The sequence below is a fragment of the Pullulanibacillus pueri genome, assembly GCF_014639255.1.
Classification (GTDB): domain Bacteria; phylum Bacillota; class Bacilli; order Bacillales; family Sporolactobacillaceae; genus Pullulanibacillus; species Pullulanibacillus pueri.
Map to the genome: position 1 here is coordinate 1 of NZ_BMFV01000022.1, position 18706 is coordinate 18706.

The 18706-nt window shown below is 42.7% G+C and carries 14 protein-coding genes; all 14 read right to left on the reverse strand.

Annotated features, from left to right (window positions below; all coding sequences use genetic code 11):
- Positions 1–409: 409 nt before the first annotated feature.
- Positions 410–1363: a threonine ammonia-lyase gene (gene ilvA / locus IEV91_RS13550; RefSeq protein WP_188497957.1), complete on the reverse strand. Its 954-nt coding sequence runs from the start codon at positions 1361–1363 to the stop codon at positions 410–412.
- A gap of 51 nt (positions 1364–1414) precedes the next feature.
- Positions 1415–2002, reverse strand: coding sequence for a 3-isopropylmalate dehydratase small subunit (leuD, locus tag IEV91_RS13555; RefSeq protein ID WP_188497958.1), 588 nt, complete (start codon positions 2000–2002; stop codon positions 1415–1417).
- Between the two features lie 54 nt (positions 2003–2056).
- Entirely contained in the window at positions 2057–3475 is a 1419-nt protein-coding gene (gene leuC / locus IEV91_RS13560; RefSeq protein WP_188497959.1) for a 3-isopropylmalate dehydratase large subunit, read from the reverse strand.
- An 85-nt stretch (positions 3476–3560) separates the two neighbouring features.
- Complete coding sequence (gene leuB / locus IEV91_RS13565; RefSeq protein WP_188497960.1) at positions 3561–4661, reverse strand: 3-isopropylmalate dehydrogenase; 1101 nt, start codon at positions 4659–4661, stop codon at positions 3561–3563.
- Between the two features lie 31 nt (positions 4662–4692).
- Positions 4693–6237, reverse strand: coding sequence for a 2-isopropylmalate synthase (locus IEV91_RS13570; RefSeq protein WP_188497961.1), 1545 nt, complete (start codon positions 6235–6237; stop codon positions 4693–4695).
- Entirely contained in the window at positions 6224–7255 is a 1032-nt protein-coding gene (gene ilvC / locus IEV91_RS13575) for a ketol-acid reductoisomerase (RefSeq protein ID WP_188497962.1), read from the reverse strand. Before ilvC ends, IEV91_RS13570 begins: the two co-directional genes overlap by 14 nt.
- Positions 7256–7377: 122 nt before the next feature.
- Positions 7378–7899: an acetolactate synthase small subunit gene (gene ilvN, locus IEV91_RS13580; RefSeq protein WP_188497963.1), complete on the reverse strand. Its 522-nt coding sequence runs from the start codon at positions 7897–7899 to the stop codon at positions 7378–7380.
- Positions 7896–9605 (reverse strand): acetolactate synthase large subunit, encoded by a 1710-nt coding sequence (ilvB, locus tag IEV91_RS13585; RefSeq protein WP_188497964.1) that lies wholly within the window; start codon positions 9603–9605, stop codon positions 7896–7898. The genes ilvN and ilvB overlap by 4 nt, the downstream gene beginning before the upstream one ends.
- A 363-nt stretch (positions 9606–9968) precedes the next feature.
- The gene (gene ilvD / locus IEV91_RS13590) at positions 9969–11636 is read right to left on the reverse strand and encodes a dihydroxy-acid dehydratase (RefSeq protein ID WP_188497965.1); all 1668 of its coding nucleotides are present in this window, start codon (positions 11634–11636) and stop codon (positions 9969–9971) included.
- Positions 11637–12124: 488 nt separating this feature from the next.
- Complete coding sequence (locus IEV91_RS13595; protein ID WP_188497966.1) at positions 12125–13699, reverse strand: peptide chain release factor 3; 1575 nt, start codon at positions 13697–13699, stop codon at positions 12125–12127.
- A gap of 226 nt (positions 13700–13925) precedes the next feature.
- Positions 13926–15662, reverse strand: a complete 1737-nt coding sequence (locus IEV91_RS13600) for a phospho-sugar mutase (protein WP_188497967.1) — start codon at positions 15660–15662, stop codon at positions 13926–13928.
- Between the two features lie 97 nt (positions 15663–15759).
- Positions 15760–16425 carry an HAD family hydrolase gene (locus IEV91_RS13605; protein WP_188497968.1) on the reverse strand — a complete coding sequence of 222 codons (666 nt, stop codon included), beginning with the start codon at positions 16423–16425 and terminating at the stop codon, positions 15760–15762.
- A gap of 807 nt (positions 16426–17232) precedes the next feature.
- On the reverse strand, positions 17233–17640 hold the full coding sequence (locus IEV91_RS13610) for a CBS domain-containing protein (RefSeq protein ID WP_188498025.1): 408 nt from the start codon (positions 17638–17640) through the stop codon (positions 17233–17235).
- Between the two features lie 86 nt (positions 17641–17726).
- On the reverse strand, positions 17727–18593 hold the full coding sequence (locus IEV91_RS13615; RefSeq protein ID WP_188497969.1) for a ComEC/Rec2 family competence protein: 867 nt from the start codon (positions 18591–18593) through the stop codon (positions 17727–17729).
- Positions 18594–18706: the final 113 nt, after the last annotated feature.

An 18706-nucleotide genomic window follows, 5' to 3' on the forward strand; every position in this document is an offset into this window, starting at 1 on the left:
CACCTGCATAGCAGGTGGTTTATTGTTTCGCACGCTATCGCGAGCTCAACTGACTAAAGTCGTAATCAAAAATTCTTTATCCGATAGCCTGGGGGGCTAACAACATTGCCTCAGGAGATTATGTCTTATCTCTGAATACAAACGCTAATGGAGTAGAAAAGCAGATCACCCACAAATTTAGTATCAATAATAAGCAAATCAAAAAGGTGGATGAACAGCCTAATATCACAACAACTCACCCTTCATCAAGAAGCATCAAAAATTGGATTATTGGGGGGCTTGTGATCATTATTATTGGGGGGTTCATGTACTGGCTTGGGCAAAGAAAGAAAAGAGATTAAACGAGGTTCAACTCTACCACAAGATATTACAACTTAATACTAAAAAAACTTGCCCATGGGCAAGTTTTTTAAATATTTGAAGCAACATCCGCTTGAAAATTCAAGCGATAGGCAAGCTTCATGTAATGCGGTATATTCTTCGGATCGGCGTTACCCCCGGAAATAAAGATCCCGACATTTTCATTTGACGTCTGCAATGGACGATAGATTAGGGCAGCCAAAGCAGCAGCGCCAGCTCCTTCCACAAAAGATTTTTCACGTTCCAGCATGAGAAGCATAGCGCGAGCAATTTCTTCATCGCTAACGGTCACGATATCATCGACATACTTTCGAATGATCGGAAAGGTAAGGCGCCCCGCCTCTTTAACTAAAAGACCATCTGCAATCGTAGAGACCCTTTTTAACGTCGTTGGCCCACTATTTTTAAAGCGATTATAGGTGGCCGCAGCGCCCTCTGCTTGAACCCCAATCAACCGAATCGAAGGATTTAATGTTTTGGCTGCTACAGCTGTGCCTGCAAGCAGACCACCACCACCAACCGGCACAATTAAGGTCTCCAAATCCGGACATTGTTGCAGCATCTCGAAAGCAACGGTGCCTTGACCGGCCATGACCAATGGATCATCAAAGGCGTGGACAAAAGTAGCGTCTTCTTTTAGTGCTGCTTCATAGGACTCTTGATAAGTATCACCGATGAGGACGACTTCAGCACCATATGCCCGCGTTGCATCCACTTTCGTTTGGGGTGCTAATTGTGGCATAAATATTTTAGCCCTTGTCCCTCTTTGAGCGGCTGCATACGCAACTCCTTGTGCATGGTTTCCTGCCGACGCTGCGACGACGCCCTTTTTCAGCTCTTGCGCTGAGAGAGAAAAAACTTTGTGGGTAGCTCCCCTAATCTTAAATGAACCTGTTTTTTGCATATTCTCCATTTTAAGAAATACTTTTGCACCTGTTAAATGATCAATGGTCTTTGACCTTTTAATCGGTGTGCGATGAACGACTGAAAACAAGTGCTCCATTGCATGTAAAACGTCATTTTTTAATACGTAATCCCCAAGGGTTTCACCTTCCTAATTTTTGACTTTTTCTTCAAACGCATTAATTTTATCCTCAAGCTGCAAGGTTAAGGAGATTTCATCCCAACCATTGAGCAAGAGTTTCTTTTGATAAGGATCAATATCAAAAGCAGCATTAAAGCCATCCTCATCCTTTACCGTTTGCTCTTCTAGATCAACCGTAAGAGCATAGCGACCATTTTTTGCTCTCTCCAAAAGTTCCTCTACTTGATCTTCTGCAAGTTTAACAAGTAGAATGCCATTTTTCATGCTGTTATTGTAAAAAATATCGGCAAAGCTTGGTGCAATGATCACTTTAAAGCCATAGTCCAATAATGCCCATGGTGCATGTTCACGGGAGGAACCACACCCAAAATTATCACCGGCAATCAAAATGGAGGCTTGCTCATATACAGGCTCATTTAAGATAAAATCAGCGCGCTTATTTCCATCATTGTCAAAACGCCAATGATAGAATAAAAACTGCCCAAAGCCTTGACGTTCTATACGTTTTAAAAATTGTTTGGGTATGATTTGATCGGTATCAACGTTTACACGGTTTAATGGGCAAACCAGGCCTTTATGTTTACGGATCGCTTCCATGAGATTTTTCCCTCCTCTAATCATTCATTGCTTTTAGTAAACGACACTCAAGATTTAAGAAAACACAGGATTATTGCTAAAAGTACGAACATCAACAAAATGGCCGGCAATCGCAGCAGCAGCAGCCATCGCTGGGCTGACAAGGTGGGTACGCGCACCATTGCCTTGTCGACCTTCAAAATTACGATTCGATGTTGAAGCGCAGCGGTCTCCCGGCATAAGCACATCGTCATTCATAGCAAGACACATGCTACATCCCGCGCTTCGCCATTCAAAGCCGGCTTCAGTAAATATTTTATCAAGACCTTCTGCTTCAGCGGCTGATTTCACCGATTGTGAACCTGGAACGACAATTGCGTTCACATTACTGTGGACCTTGCGCCCTTTGACAACCTCAGCTGCAGCCCGCAAATCACTTAAACGTGCGTTCGTACAGGATCCGATAAAGACATGATCAATAGTAATAGACTCGATAGGGGTACCCGGTGCGAGGCCCATATAGTCTAAGGCTTGGGCGATTGCCGCGCGATCATTCTGTTTTTCATAATGAGAAGGATCAGGGACTTGACCACTTACCGGGCCGCCCATTGAAGGATTGGTTCCCCATGTGACTTGTGGTTCAATTTCAGCGGCATCAATTTCAATCGTACGGTCGTAAACAGCACCTTCATCTGTTGCGAATTCTTCCCACTTTTCAACTGCTTCGAGATAGGCGTCACCCTCTGGCACATAGCGCTTCCCTTTCAAGAATTCATAGGTGGTTTGATCAGGACTAATCAAACCAGCACGCGCCCCAGCTTCGATGGACATATTACATACTGTCATGCGTTCTTCCATGGAAAGATTGCGAATCGCTTCACCGGTATATTCCATGACGTAGCCTGTTCCAACCTTCACGCCAAACTTAGCAATAATGGCCAAGATTAAATCCTTTGCCGTCACGCCTAACCCAAGCGTACCATTGACTTTGACTTGCATTGTTTTAGGCTTCGCTTGCCAAATCGTTTGTGTAGCGAGGACATGCTCAACTTCACTAGTACCAATCCCGAAAGCAAGAGCACCAAAAGCTCCATGAGTAGAAGTATGGCTATCCCCACAAACAATCGTTTTTCCCGGTTGTGTTAAGCCTAACTGTGGACCGATAACATGGACAATCCCTTGATCAGGGTGGTTAATATCTGCAAGTGGAATTCCAAATTCCTTACAATTCTGTTGAAGTGTGGTCATTTGCTTCTTAGACACTTCATCAGAAATGACATTTCGATGCTTTGTTGGCACATTATGGTCAACAGTCGCATACGTTAAATCTGGGCGTCGCACTTTTCTGCCATTCATGCGCAAGCCTTCAAAGGCTTGGGGAGAAGTGACCTCGTGGACAAGATGAAGATCGATATAGAGAAGATTCGGCTTCCCTTGTTCTTCATGTACAACGTGACGCTCCCAAATTTTCTCAACAATTGTCTTTGGCTTCATTTTGGCGAGTCCTCCTTATCTTTGTAGTGAACGGTTTAGTCATCACGGCCCATTCTTTCTGGGAATTAGCCGTGATGCTTTTATCTTAAGAATAGGTTTCTAAAATGCCTTTAATGGTGTTTTCTTCATTTATTTGCTCGATAACTTTTTCAATAATGCCTTCTGTTCCGAGTTCCTGGCCATTTTCTATTACGAGATCTTTTGTATGATAGCCCTCTTCCAAAGTGTGTTGTACAGCCACTTCAATGGCTTGAGCCTCTTCAAAGAGATTAAAAGTATAGCGGAGCATCATAGCGGCTGACATAATCATGGCCAGTGGATTAGCAATCCCTTTTCCCGCAATATCTGGTGCAGAACCATGGACAGGTTCGTACATACCAAAGCCATCACTTCTAAGACTTGCAGACGGGAGCATGCCTAGTGATCCTGTTAACATTGAGGCTTCATCACTCAAAATATCACCGAAAAGATTTTCTGTGACAATGACATCAAATTGTTCGGGATAACGGATCAATTGCATCGCAGCTGAATCAACGAGTTGATGTTCGACTTCAACATCCGGGAACTCAGGAGCAATTCGATTCACTGTTTCCCGCCAGACCTTACTTGATTCAAGCACATTCGCCTTATCTACAGACGTTAGTTTGCCACGACGGACACTGGCGAGTTCAAAACCCTTTCTGACAATCCGTTCAATTTCTTGCTTCGTATACTCAAGTGTATCAACGACCTTGTCGCCTTCTCGACCACTGGGTTGACCAAAGTAAATACCACCAGTGAGTTCTCTCACAATAAGTAAGTCAACATTGCTGACAACCTCTTCTTTAAGGGGTGAAGCAGGAATCAAGGATTTAACGGTTGATACGGGACGGAGATTCGCAAACAATCCCATTTTCTTGCGAATACCTAAAAGACCTTTTTCAGGGCGAAGATGGGAAGGTGCATCATCCCATTTCGGTCCGCCGACAGCGCCTAAAAGAATCGCATCACTCTTTTCACAAAGCGCAACTGTTTGTTCTGGAAGTGGGGTGCCCTCTGCATCGATCGCACCCCCACCAATTTTCCCCTCTTCGAATAAAAACTCATGGTTAAATCGTTCAGCAATCGCCTCTAAGACCTTTTGACATCCTGCCATGACCTCAGGTCCAATCCCGTCGCCAGGTAAAAGTGCAATTCTCTTTTTCATACGCTTTCCCTCCCTTATTAATGTAGATTCTTTAGACCTTTGCTTCTTTCAATGCTTGAAGACTTTCATTATAGAGTGCTCGGTTTGCGGCATTTAAGAAAGCACGTGCTGAAGCATCAAGAACATCTTGACTTGAGCCCCTGCCTCCAGATTCTTTTCCATTGAAGATCACTTTGACATAAGCTTCAGCTAAAGCATCGCGGCCGCCACCGATAGAATTGAGTTTATAGTCTTCGAGTTTAATATCACCGGTAATCATTCGTGCTAGAGTATTATAGACGGCTTCTACACTTCCTGACCCTGTACCGGCTTCCTCTTTTTCAACACCCTCTGGAGTTTGTAGAGCCACAGTAGCTGTTGGGATGTGATTGGTACCATATTGAACTTGAACTGATCTTAATTCGTACTTTGGCACATCCGTATTCTCTGTACGCTTCTCAGTTAAGATAGCAAACAAATCTTCATCGGTGACATCCTTCTTTTTATCCGTTAGCGCCTTGAAGGTTTGAAAAGCTTCATTGACTTGGGCTTCCGTAAGCTCAAAGCCTAATTCTTTAACCTTATTACTAAAAGCGTGCCGACCAGAATGTTTTCCTATAACAAGACTATTGGAGGCGACACCGACAAGCTCGGGTGTAATAATTTCATAGGTTGTTTTCTCTTTTAAAACACCGTCTTGATGGATCCCCGATTCATGAGCAAAGGCATTTTTCCCAACCACCGCTTTATTCGCTGGAACAGAGAGTCCGGTGAGGCGGCTGACGAGTTTGCTTGTGCGATTAATCTCTTTCAAGACAAGACCTGTATCCGTTTGAAAGTAGTCATTACGGATGCGGAGAGCCACAGCAATTTCTTCAAGTGAAGCATTCCCCGCTCTTTCACCAATCCCATTGATCGTGCCTTCAATTTGATCTGCACCCGCTTCAATAGCTGCCAAAGAATTGGCTACCGCCATCCCAAGATCATCATGGCAGTGACCGGACAAGCTTACTTTATGAATGTTTGAAACATTTTCCTTAATGAATTTAAAGAGTCTTCCGTATTCGTCTGGTGTCGTATAGCCTACCGTATCAGGAAGATTTATCACTGTTGCCCCTGCGTCAATCACCTTTTCAATGATTTTGACAAGAAACTGCCAATCTGAGCGGGTTGCATCTTCTGCTGACCATTGAACGTGTGGAAAATATCGGCTAGCATGACTCACAGCTTCGATCGCCATTTCCATCACTTGTTCCGGAGTTTTCTTTAACTTATGGGTCATATGAATCGGTGATGTTGCTAAAAATATGTGAAGGCGAGGTTCTTCGGCATACTTCAAGGCCTCCCACGCTGTATCGATATCGGTTTGCCTTGTCCGGGAAAGTCCGGTGACCGAGCTGCCTTTGACCGTTTCTGCTATTTTTTTGACGGATTCAAAATCACCCTTTGACGAAGCAGGAAAACCGGCTTCAATCATGTCTACACCCAGTCTTTCGAGTTGAGCGGCAATTTCTAGTTTCTCAAGAGTATTTAAATTCACACCTGCTGATTGTTCTCCGTCACGCAAAGTAGTGTCAAAGACATTAATTTTTCGCACCAGTTACCACTTCCCTTTCTTTAGAAAATTGACTCTTCACAAATGGCATTAATTGACGAAGTTCTCGACCAACGACTTCAATTTGATGCTCTTTTTCACGCTTATTCACCGCATTAAATTGTGGACGGTTCGCCTGATTTTCGAGAATCCAGCCTTTAGCAAATTTTCCGTCTTGGATATCTTTAAGGACTTCTTTCATCCGTGCTTTTGTTTCTTCATTTACCACACGTGGTCCAGAAACAAAATCGCCCCACTGAGCGGTATCAGAAATGGAATAACGCATGCCTTCTAAACCATCTTCATAAATAAGGTCTACAATGAGCTTCATTTCATGGAGGCACTCAAAGTAAGCTACTTCAGGTTGATATCCAGCTTCAACAAGCGTTTCAAAACCGGCTTTAATGAGTGAGGTTAGACCGCCACAAAGGACAGCTTGCTCTCCGAAAAGATCTGTTTCTGTTTCCTCTTGGAAGGACGTTTCAAGGATGCCCGCACGCCCTGCGCCAATCGCTTTCGCATAAGCAAGAGCAACGTTCTTGGCTTCACCTGTTGCATCCTGATGGATACCGATAAGTGCCGGAACGCCAGCCCCTTCTGTGTATGTCCTTCTGACTAAATGTCCTGGGCCTTTAGGGGCAACAAGGAATACATCGACATCTTTTGGTGGGACGATTTGGCTAAAATGAATATTAAAGCCGTGTGCGAACACAAGCGCTTTACCCGCTGTCAGACCTTGTTCAATAGATTCATTATAAATTTTTGTTTGCTTCTCATCTGGTGAAAGCAGGATGATGACATCAGCTTCCTGGCTGGCTTCAGCGACTGTTTTTACCGTAAAACCATCTTCTTCAGCACGTTGCCATGAATGTCCTGGACGTAAGCCAACAATAACTTCAAAGCCACTATCTCTTAAGTTTTGAGCATGGGCATGACCTTGAGAACCATAGCCTACAACTGCAATTTTCTTACCTCTGAGGACTGCATCCTCGATATCACCGTTATAATATACTTTTGTCATCTTCCAATCTTCCTCTCCATTTTTAATTATTTTTTGGGCCTTGCGACTAAACAAACGTTCAAATGCGGTCAATGACAGATCAATGGTCTTCATATTGTCCTAACATTTTGAACTTTATAGCGTTATTTAATCAGCGAATAGGGCTTCATTTCTGTAACCTGTCGCTGTTGCCCTCTTGGGAATGCCGTTAATCCTGTACGGGCGAGTTCTTTAATCCCGTAAGGACGCAAGAGTTCAATTAATGCATCGACTTTCTCGGAATCACCAGTGACTTGGACGGTTAAACTATCGCGACTTACATCTATAATTGAAGCCCGGAATGGGTCAACAATACCATTAATCTCAGTGCGAATTTGTGGGTTACTCAAAACCTTAATTAACACTAATTCTCTTGCCACAATCGCTTGATCAGTAATATCCCAAACTTTTAAGACATCTATCTGTTTATGGAGCTGCTTGATGAGCTGCTCACATTGGGCTTCATCTTCAACATCAACGACGAAAGTCATTCTAGAAATATCATCGGTTTCTGTACGACCCACTGAGATGCTTTCGATATTAAAGCGTCTCTTAGACATGAGTCCGGTCACGCGGTTGAGCACACCGCTTTGATTATTGACCAGTGCAGTGACTATTCTTTTCATGGTTTCACCCCTATCATTTCGTGAATACCTGTTCCAGGTGCGACCATCGGTGTCACCATTTCCTCGGCATTAACACGACAATCAATGAGAACAGGTTCTCTATCATGGAGTGTTGCACTTAATACTTCTTGAAGTTCTTCTTCTGTTTCTACTCTATAACCCCTAATATCATAGGTTTCTGCCAACTTAACAAAGTCAGGTTGAACAGGGATAAGAGACTGTGAGTGGCGTCCGCCATAAAAGGATGTTTGCCATTGTCTCACCATGCCTAAGGATTGGTTATTGACGATGACAATTTTAACCGGCAGCCGGAGTTCTTGAAGTACAGAGAGCTCTTGCAAAGTCATTTGAAAACCGCCGTCTCCAACAACAGCGATCACCGTATCATCAGGTGCTGCCAGTTGAGCACCAATAGCTGCTGGAAAACCAAAACCCATCGTCCCTAAACCACCCGAGGTCACCCATTTTTTGGGCTTTGAAAAAGGATAATATTGGGCTGCCCACATCTGGTGCTGACCCACATCGGTAACGACAATCGCCTCACCATTTGTTTCTTGATGCAACTTTTCAATGAGATACTGTGGCGCCATCACTTTAGGTTGCTTGCGATACCATAATGGTTTTTCTATACGGTCCTGCTTTAGGCGAAACACCCACTCATTGATTTCCGGTGGTGTGGTCACTTCATCAAGCAACGCTTCAATCGTGAATTTTGCATCTGCAACAATCGGAATATGGGTTTGAACGTTTTTCCCAATTTCCGCAGGATCAATATCAATATGGGCAACTACGGCTTTTTTCGCAAAATGTTGAAGGTCCCCTGTCAAACGATCGTCAAACCGAGCCCCTATATTAATTAATAAATCTGCTTCGTATAAGGCCATATTTGCAGCATAAGTGCCGTGCATGCCAGCCATTCCAAGGAACAATTCATGTTCGGCCGGAAAACCCCCTAAGCCAAGCAACGTGTGAACAACGGGAATCCCTTGTCGTTCGACAAGTTCAAGCAGTGCTTTGTGCGCTCCGGAATGGATAATTCCTGCCCCAGCCAAAATCACCGGCCGCTTCGCTTCTCTCATGGCCTCTGCTAATTTGCGTACTTGCAAGAGATTAGGCATATAGTTCGGCTGATACCCTGGTAAATGGATGGTCTCAGGATAGTCAACCTCCCCTATTTCTCCAGAAATATCTTTAGGTATATCCACAACGACGGGGCCTGGTCGTCCTGTTGTAGCAATATGAAAGGCCTCTTTTACAACCCTTGGGATATCCTTCAACTCTTGAATTTGATAATTATGCTTTGTAATCGGGGTCGTAATGCCGGTGACATCTGCTTCCTGAAAGGCGTCGGTTCCAATAACACCACGAGCAACCTGACCTGTAAAAACAACAAGGGGTAAGGAATCCATCATGGCATCAGCAATACCCGTAATTAAATTTGTCGCGCCAGGACCGGATGTTCCAATAACCACCCCAGGCTTCCCACTGATTCTGGCATAACCCTCTGCCGCATGAATCGCTCCTTGTTCATGGCGAGGTAAAATGTGACGAAGGTCCGTTTTATATAAGGCATCATAGATCGGGAGGACCGCTCCTCCAGGATAGCCAAAGACTAAATCAACACCTTCATCTATCAAGGTTTGCATCAATACATCTGCACCTGTCTGACTAGCAACTGTTTGCTCATACTTCGCTTTTGCTTGCAAGGCTCTCCCTCCACACGATAATTTATTTAACTAAGTCATTGACTTGAATAGCCGTTAATCTATTTACAATCAAAAAGCCTTTCCACACCTCTACCTATCGGAATTGATAAGATAAAGGGGTGAAAAGGCTCTTCCACGGTACCACCCTTTTGCACGACATTTTCACAAATGCCGCCTCAGTAACTCACGCATGAGTTCTTTTGATAACGTGTGATGGTCTCACACGGCTGATCCTAATGAGATAAGACCTTTCAGATCAGCACTCAGGGGTGAGTGCATTATAAGAGGTATTACCGCTTTCCACCTACCGCGGCTCTCTGTAAATCCCATCTTATAATTCGTCCCCGTCTTCATTTTAAACTCTTAAATTTTAAATACGCCACCTGTATTGGCTGAGGTTACAAGTTTTGAATAGCGTGCAAGATAACCACTTTTAATTTTTGGTTCTGGACGTACCCAATTCTTTTTACGTTCTTCTATCACTTCTTCATCAACAAGGGCATTGATGGTGCGATGTGTGAGATCAATCACGATTTTATCTCCGTCTTCTAGGAAAGCAAGTGGTCCACCTTCAGCCGCCTCTGGTGAAATGTGTCCAACACAAATACCTCGAGTAGCACCTGAGAAGCGTCCATCGGTTATCAATGCGACCTCCTTATCAAGCCCACGTCCGGAAATTGCCGAGGTTGGCGATAGCATCTCTGGCATCCCTGGTCCCCCTTTAGGACCTTCATAACGGATAACTACAACGTGCCCTGATTTCACTGTTCCGTCTAAAATTCCTTGTTGGGCTTCATCTTGTGAATTAAAGATGATAGCTTCCCCAGTAAAAGTTTTAATCGATGGATCAACGGCACCCACTTTTATGACCGCACCATCCGGTGCCAAATTACCAAATAGGATGGATAATCCTCCTACTGGACTGTATGGATTTTCTTTTCTGCGAATCACGACATCGTTTTTGATTTCAGCTTCTTTGATGTTTTCATATAATGATTTTCCTGTAATAGTAATGCGATCTTTATTAATGAGACCATCAATACTACAGAGTTCTTTAATGATAGCACTCACACCGCCAGCTAAATGAACGTCATGCATGGAATATTCTGACGCCGGGCTAATTTTGGACAAATACGGGACACGTTCTGCCACTTCATTAATTCTTTGTAGGTCATAATCTACCCCTGCCTCGTGAGCAAGAGCCAGCGTATGAAGGACTGTATTCGTTGATCCTCCCATCGCCATGTCTAATGCAAAGCAATCGTCGATGGCTTCCTTCGTGATAATGTCACGAGGACGAATATCGTTTTTGACAAGATCCATAAGATGGTAAGCTGCTTTATAAATGAGGTCATGACGTTCATCAGACGTTGCAACAATCGTACCGTTTCCTGGTAAGGCTAACCCTAGCATCTCCATTAATGAATTCATAGAATTAGCGGTGAACATTCCGGAACAAGAACCACACGTCGGACAAGCGAGAGTCTCTAACTCTTGTAACTCTGCTGTGGTCATCTTTCCTGAACTATGCGCGCCTACACCTTCAAAGACAGACACAAGCGAAAGATTTTCACCTGTCTTAGATCGCCCAGCTTCCATCGGACCTCCCGATACGAAAACCGCGGGGACGTTCGTCCGTGCTGCTGCCATGAGCATTCCCGGTGTAATTTTGTCACAGTTAGGAATATAAAACACGCCATCAAACCAATGGGCATTAATCACTGTTTCAGCTGAATCAGCAATGATTTCACGACTGGGAAGTGAATAACGCATCCCAATATGTCCCATCGCAATTCCATCGTCTACACCAATCGTATTAAATTCAAAAGGAACTCCGCCTGCTTCTCTAATAGCCTCTTTTACAACTTCAGCAAATTTGTTTAAATGTTTATGACCGGGAATAATATCTACATAGGAATTGCAAACCCCGATAAAGGGTTTATCAAGATCCCTTGTCTTTACACCAGCAGCATATAATAAGCTGCGATGAGGAGCCCGATCAATACCTTTCTTGATCGTATCGCTGCGCATAATCCGTCTCCTCTATTCCTTCAAGTTTTTATTTTTTGTTTTTTGAGATAATTCATGTTATTTCACGGTGTCCAAAAATGTTCGAGAGATTAACCTAATTGCTTTTTATTTTGTTATGGTTTTTCTAAAAAATTAATTTATTGTTGTGGACATAATACGCCCTTTCCAATCAGAGGTCAACCGTCTTTTTCTAAAAATATGAATTATTTTTACTTATCATTCAAATTGTAAGCGCTTTAGTATTTGTTAGTATGCTATATTTTCTGACAAAGATTTTTCAATTGTAAATTTTTATAAAGCGTTTTCAAAATAAGAGGCACTTAGGCGCTTTATCATTAAAATGAGAAAGCTTCGCTTCCTCCAAGCCTTAATGATGAAAGCTAATGTTCACTTATTAGAGCTTCCACTTGTTTTAATTTTTCCGTTACAAAAAGAAAGATCCCTGAACGCTAGGTTTAGGGACCTCCAATTTTATTAATTTTATATAATCAAATGACAGATTCAGCCAATTTAATATCCGGATTTTTTTGCATGAACCAATTTAATCCAAACTCATTTTCAAATAAAATCACCGGGCGATCCTGGGAATCATGGACTACCATGTTTGTCGTACTCCTAAGCGCCTCACGTGGAATCTCATCATTTAACAACCAACGAGCTAAATGAAAGGACATTGGCTGAATATCTAGATCGACATTATATTCTGCTTCCATTCGATATTTGAAGACATCAAATTGCAGTTGACCAACAACCCCAAGAATATATTCTTCATACCGCTCAGTCTTATAAATTTGGACAGCTCCTTCTTGGGCAAGCTGCTCAATGCCTTTGATAAAGTGCTTCTGCTTCATCGCCGTTTTGGCTCTGACCTTAGAAAAATGCTCCGGTGGAAACGTCGGCAGCTTTCCAAAATTAAACGTATCCTTAGTAGCACACAATGTATCGCCAATTTGATAGAGACCGGGGTCATAAATGCCGACAATATCCCCTGGATAGGCATCCTCAACATTTTCCCGACTATCCGCAAAAAATTGTTGGGGTTGGGCCAGCTTTACAGGTTTCCCCGTTCGATCGAGCCACGTCTCCATTCCTTTCTCATATTTGCCTGAACAAATACGCAAAAAGGCAATTCGGTCGCGGTGAGCCGGATTCATATTCGCTTGGATTTTAAAAATAAAACCAGAGAAAGTTTCATCAGCAGGGTCTACATGCCCCTTACTCGTCTCTCTCCCCGCTGGACCCGGAGCCAGCTCTAGAAAATGCTTTAAGAAGGTCGGCACACCAAAACTAGAAATGGCACTACCAAAGAATACAAGTGTTTGCTTTCCAGCCTTGACAGCTTCGGCATTAAAAGGATTGCCGGCCTCTTCAAGCAACAGCAATTCTTCTTCTAATTGATCAATGGTCGCTTCATCAGCCACTTGGACTAAGCGTTCACGCACGGTCTCTAGAGAATCGGCAGGAATAAGCGTCTGTTCTCTCTTATCATCATAGAGTTCAATCTCTTTCTTGAAGCGATCATAAACGCCGCGGAAAGATTGCCCCATGCCAATTGGATAATTCACAGGACAGGTTTGAATGCCCAAGACTTCTTCAAGCTCCTCAAATAATTCAAGGGGCTCTTTTCCTTGGCGGTCAAGCTTGTTAATAAACGTGAAAATCGGAATTCCCCGATCGCGACATACTTTAAAAAGCTTGAGGGTTTGGGCCTCAACACCTTTTGCAGCATCAATAATCATGACCACACTATCAACAGCCATAAGTGTCCTATAAGTATCCTCACTGAAATCTTGGTGTCCTGGTGTATCTAAAATATTTATTTTATAATCATCATAAACAAATTGCATTACACTCGAGGTGACCGATATTCCCCGTTGTTTTTCTAACTCCATCCAGTCCGATGTCGCAAATTTTTTCGATTTCCTTGACTTAACAGAGCCAGCGCTACGAATCGCGCCTCCTAAAAGGAGCAATTTTTCTGTCAATGTCGTTTTCCCAGCATCAGGGTGCGATATAATCGCAAATGTCCGACGACGGGATGCTTCTTGTTCAAGCTTCGCCATGCTGCATTTCCTTTCTTTAATCCCATATACACATATGACAAAAAGATACCATACGTGAGCCATAAAGTAAAATGATGATTGGAATCCCTCTATTACATTCACTAACAAGAATCTAGTATTAAGATGAGATAAACTCGCGGTTAATAGACTTATCTAAGGGCAATCTTGTTCCTCTGCAAGCAAAAGATAAACCACAGCCATCCACTGTGGTTTTCTTCTTAATTTCTTATAATACTTGATTCACACGTGCCATGACGCCTTTTTGGAGTTGCTGCAATCTTTCACGACTCTCTTGATCATTATCGGCTTTGACGCCAAAGTAAAATTTAATCTTTGGCTCCGTACCTGAGGGTCTAAGGCAGAACCAAGAACCATCTGCTAAAATATATTTCAACACATTGGAAGAAGGAAGCTCTATCGATTCTTTCCTCTTCGATTCAACGCGGATACGCTCTTGAACTTTGTAATCTTCAATTACTGTGACTTTGCTGCCTACCATTTCTGTTGGTGGCTCAGATCGAAAGCTGTTCAATATTGTTTGAATCTGCTCAGACCCCGAAATCCCTTTTAAAGTCAATGACTCAAGACCTTCACGATAATAACCATAGGTCTCAAAAACTTCCTCCAAACCATCATAGAGTGTTTTCCCTCGTAATTTGTAAAAGGCAGCAACCTCTGCCGCTAGCAAGCAAGCCTGTACCGCATCCTTGTCACGGGCAAAATCGCCAATTAAATACCCATAGCTTTCTTCATAGCCAAAGAGATACGTGTGTTCTCCCGACTGTTCATACTCACGGATTTTTTCACCAATAAATTTAAAACCGGTCAGCGTATCCACTGCTGTCATGCCGAAGGACTCCGCAATAGTACGTCCGAGTTCTGAGGTAACGATTGTTTTCAAAACGACACCGTTATTAGGCAGCTGTCCCTTTGCTTTTTTCTGGGTCAGTAAATAATGCAAAAGAATGGCTCCTGTTTGATTACCTGTAAGAACAACATACTCTCCCTCTTTGTTTTTAACCGCAACACCGACACGATCGGCATCTGGATCAGTGGCTAATAGGAGATCCGCATTTTGCTGCCTGCCATATTCAATAGCAAGAGCAAATGCCTCATGCTCTTCAGGATTCGGAAGTTTTACCGTTGAAAAATTGGCATCTGGCTCGGCTTGGGCTGCGACTACACTGACATGTTTAAATCCCCAATTATTCATACCTTCGACGACTGGATGATATCCCGTCCCATGTAATGGCGTATAGACAATTTTAAGGTCATCTGCAGCCTTTTGAATCACCTCTGGATGGACACAAATTGTTTTAAGCTGTTCTTGATAAGCGCGATCAACAGTCTCACCAAGCATTGTTAATAACCCTTTGTCCTTTAATTCTGTTTCATCGGCAACAGACACAGTCAATTCATTTTCAACTTGATTCACATATTGAATCACTTGCTCAGCCTGGACAGGTGGTAATTGTCCACCATCTTCGTTATAGACTTTGTACCCATTATATTGAGGGGGATTGTGACTCGCTGTAATGACAATGCCAGCCTTGGCCTGAAGATAACGAACTGCAAAGGACAACTCCGGTGTGGGTCTTAAAGATTCAAAAACATAGGTTTGGATCCCGTACTTTCCCATTGTTTTCGCTGCTTCCATCGCAAATTGTGGTGAACGATGACGGGAATCATAGGCAATGACACAGCCTTTAAACTTAGCTTCCTCACCTTGACTTAATATGTATTGGGCCAAGCCTTCTGATGCTTTTCGGACCGTATAAATATTCATACGGTTTGTTCCAGGTCCTAATTCACCACGCATCCCACCGGTACCGAATTCCAATTCCTTATAAAAACTGTCTTCTAAAAGAGCATCATCTCCGCTCAATTGTTCCAATTGCTCACGAAGGTCCGCTTCGAGTTCACTGTAATTTTTCCATTTGTCATAAGCCGATTTCCAAGTCATTACTCTTTTCCACTCACTCTCTTTGCTTATCAGTATCTCTTTTGTACATTATACATTATTTAGTAATTCATTTCCTCAAGGCTTTAATTCCTTTGGGTTATTCTTTTTCGGAAAAGGCCTGAATGAGTTCCTCAGCAGTGATGTCTGCAAGAGACTTCAATTGACGGTCAGCCTGACTAAAATCAAGCGATTGCGTCACCTCGTTGGGAACGACAACGCAATAAAGACCGGCTCTTTTAGCAGCAATCATCCCGTGGTAGGAATCTTCAAAGGCAATAGCTTCGTCGGGTTTGACTTGAAGAGCTTCAACCGCCTTAGTAAACAATTCTGGGTCGGGTTTCACCTTTTCAACGTCATCCGCCTCAATAATGGCCTCGAAAAAGTCAATGATGCCTAAGCGCTTAAGGTGTCTCTTAGCCCATTGATTCCCTGAGCTTGTCGCTAAAGCAATTTTAAGTCCAAGCTGTTTCCCCATCTCTAATAAGGGTAAAACGCCCGGAAGAATCGTCTCACGTTCTATGTATGCATTTATTCTTTGTCTTTGATCTTTAAGCAATGCTTCTTTGTCAATGGTGACTCCGCTTTGTTCCGCTAAATGGGTGGTTAAGTCAAATCCGTCATCCTGGGTCCCTGCAAGATTGGCCCAAATACTGATCGGTAACTCTGCCCCATATTCCTTGTATATTTCTTGTGTGGCCTTATAGATGGCTGTTTCCGTATCTAAAATAAGTCCGTCAAAGTCAAACACCAATGCTTTAATCATGTGCATCCTCCTTTATTGCTATAGTGTATCAAAAAGTGAGTTAAAATTCTGTAGATCGCAGTCAAACATTTGTTAAGAATAACCTGGCTAAAAGTTTAGATGCCATTTTTTCTTAAAAAAGGTTTAAATAGATAATATAGCATATACATGGACTTAAAGTGTTTTTATTTACAAGAATGGGATAGACTTTTATTTCTCATTGCTCTTCTTTTGTTTCTCCGTTCAGTTCTTTTATTTGTCTGAATCCTTTTTAGGAGCAAGTAATGCTTCATTTGGAGGGGTTTTGGCTGTCTCGCTCGGGTTTTATTTCTCATTGCTCTTCTTTTGTTTCTCCGTTCAGTTCTTTTATTTGTCAGAACCCTTTTTTTGGAGCAAGTGATGCTTCATTTGGAGGGGTTTTGGCTGTCTCGGTCGGGTTTTATTTCTCATTGCTCTTCTTTTGTTTCTCCGCTCAGTTCTTTTATTTGTCTGAACCCTTTTTTTGGAGCAAGCGATGCTTCATTTGGAGGGGTTTTGGCTGTCTCGCTCGGGTTTTGTTTCTCATTGCTCTTCTTTTGTTTCCCCGTTCAGTTCTTTTATTTGTCTGAACCCTTTTTTGGAAGCGCAGCCATTCTGTTAAGCCGATTTTTATTAAGATGATGTCTTTTCACTGTTGCTGGGCCTGCCTATATTATGCCTATTTCTCTGGCACGCTTTATCATGAGGCTCTTGGTGGTGAGATAAAAAAGCTCCTGACCGAGATCAGGAGCTTAAAGGGGGAGTTTTCCCCGCACATTTGCGGATGTAAACCTTTAAAAAGGGTTTACATTATTGAGGATGGGATGGTGATGAAATGGTGTTTAAGGCTTGACCTGCTTCTTGTTGTGTTTCTTGTTCGGTTGCGAGATCTCCTAATGCGACCATACCAACAAGTTGTTGGTTGTCAACAACTGGAAGTCGCCGAATCTGATGTTGAGCCATGATTTGAGCGGCCTCATTTACATCCATAGTCGTTGTCCCTGAAACAAGATTTTGATTAGACATACATTCCGATACCTTCGCCTTTTCGTTACCACCTTTTGCCGTTGAACGAAGCGTGATATCACGGTCAGTAATAATCCCTCGTAATTGACCATTTTCAACAACCGGAAGAGCACCAATATTATTCTGACTCATCAACTGAGCAGCTTCTTCAATACTTTGGTTAGGAGTTACTGAAACGACATTCTTTGTCATAAGTTGTCCTAATGTTTGTGCCAAGCTTAACTACCCCCTTCCTCACTATTTTTGCCTATAGGCACTCGATTCATGAATCCCAGTTTTTACTCCTTTTCTTCCTGATGCTCTTGTTCACTTTTTCCATAAGTAAACGTGATATTGTGTCCATCCGAATGGGCAACAATCGTACCAAGTAAATCTGAACGATAAGTAGGGATCTTTAAATAGTGAAGGCGATTGATCACCGCTTTTGAAGGATAGCCCTGTTTTATTCGGTTGCCTGTCGAAATAACCGCTGTATCTGGATTAACTTTTTTTAGGAAGGGTAATGTAGAACTTGTATCTGCACCATGGTGACCAATTTTTATGACATCAGCCTTAACATTTACCTTCTTTTCTAACAGTTCGGTTTCACTTTGTTCACCCGCATCGGCCATGAGTAAGAAGGAATTTTCATTATGAATCACTTTTAACACATAACTATAGTCGTTTAGGTGATCATAGTTTCCCTTAAGAGGAGCAATAATATTGATCTTCACACCCGGCTCAACATCAATCTTATTGCCAGCCTTAGCCTTAAATATCATAATGCCTTCTTTCTTAACGGTCGTATAAAGGTCATTGAAGGCGTGGGTGTAATGGGAAATATCAGGCATATAAAAGGCTTTAACTGTAAAATTTTCTAAAATGGCCGACATGCCACCAATATGATCATGATGTGGGTGCGTTGCGATCACAGCATCAAAGGTAGTGATCCCAAATGCCCTTAAATAGTTCATCAGTTTTACGGCTGATTTTTTCCCTCCAGCATCGATTAAGATATTTTTTCCTTGAGGTGTTCGAATAAGGATGCTATCAGCCTGACCTACGTCAATAAAATGAATTTGCAATTCCTTTGGCTCTTCCGCTTCTGTCGTTTGTGGCGGTATAACAAAGAAGAGACAGAGGAGCACAAGTATAAACTTCTTCATGAATTCCCCCCCATCCACCATATTTACCCTTAGGTTTTCCGAGTTCGCTTAGAGTTATTTTGTCTGGAATACATTCGCTTAATCAAACGATAAAATGATTTAAAAGCCCTGCG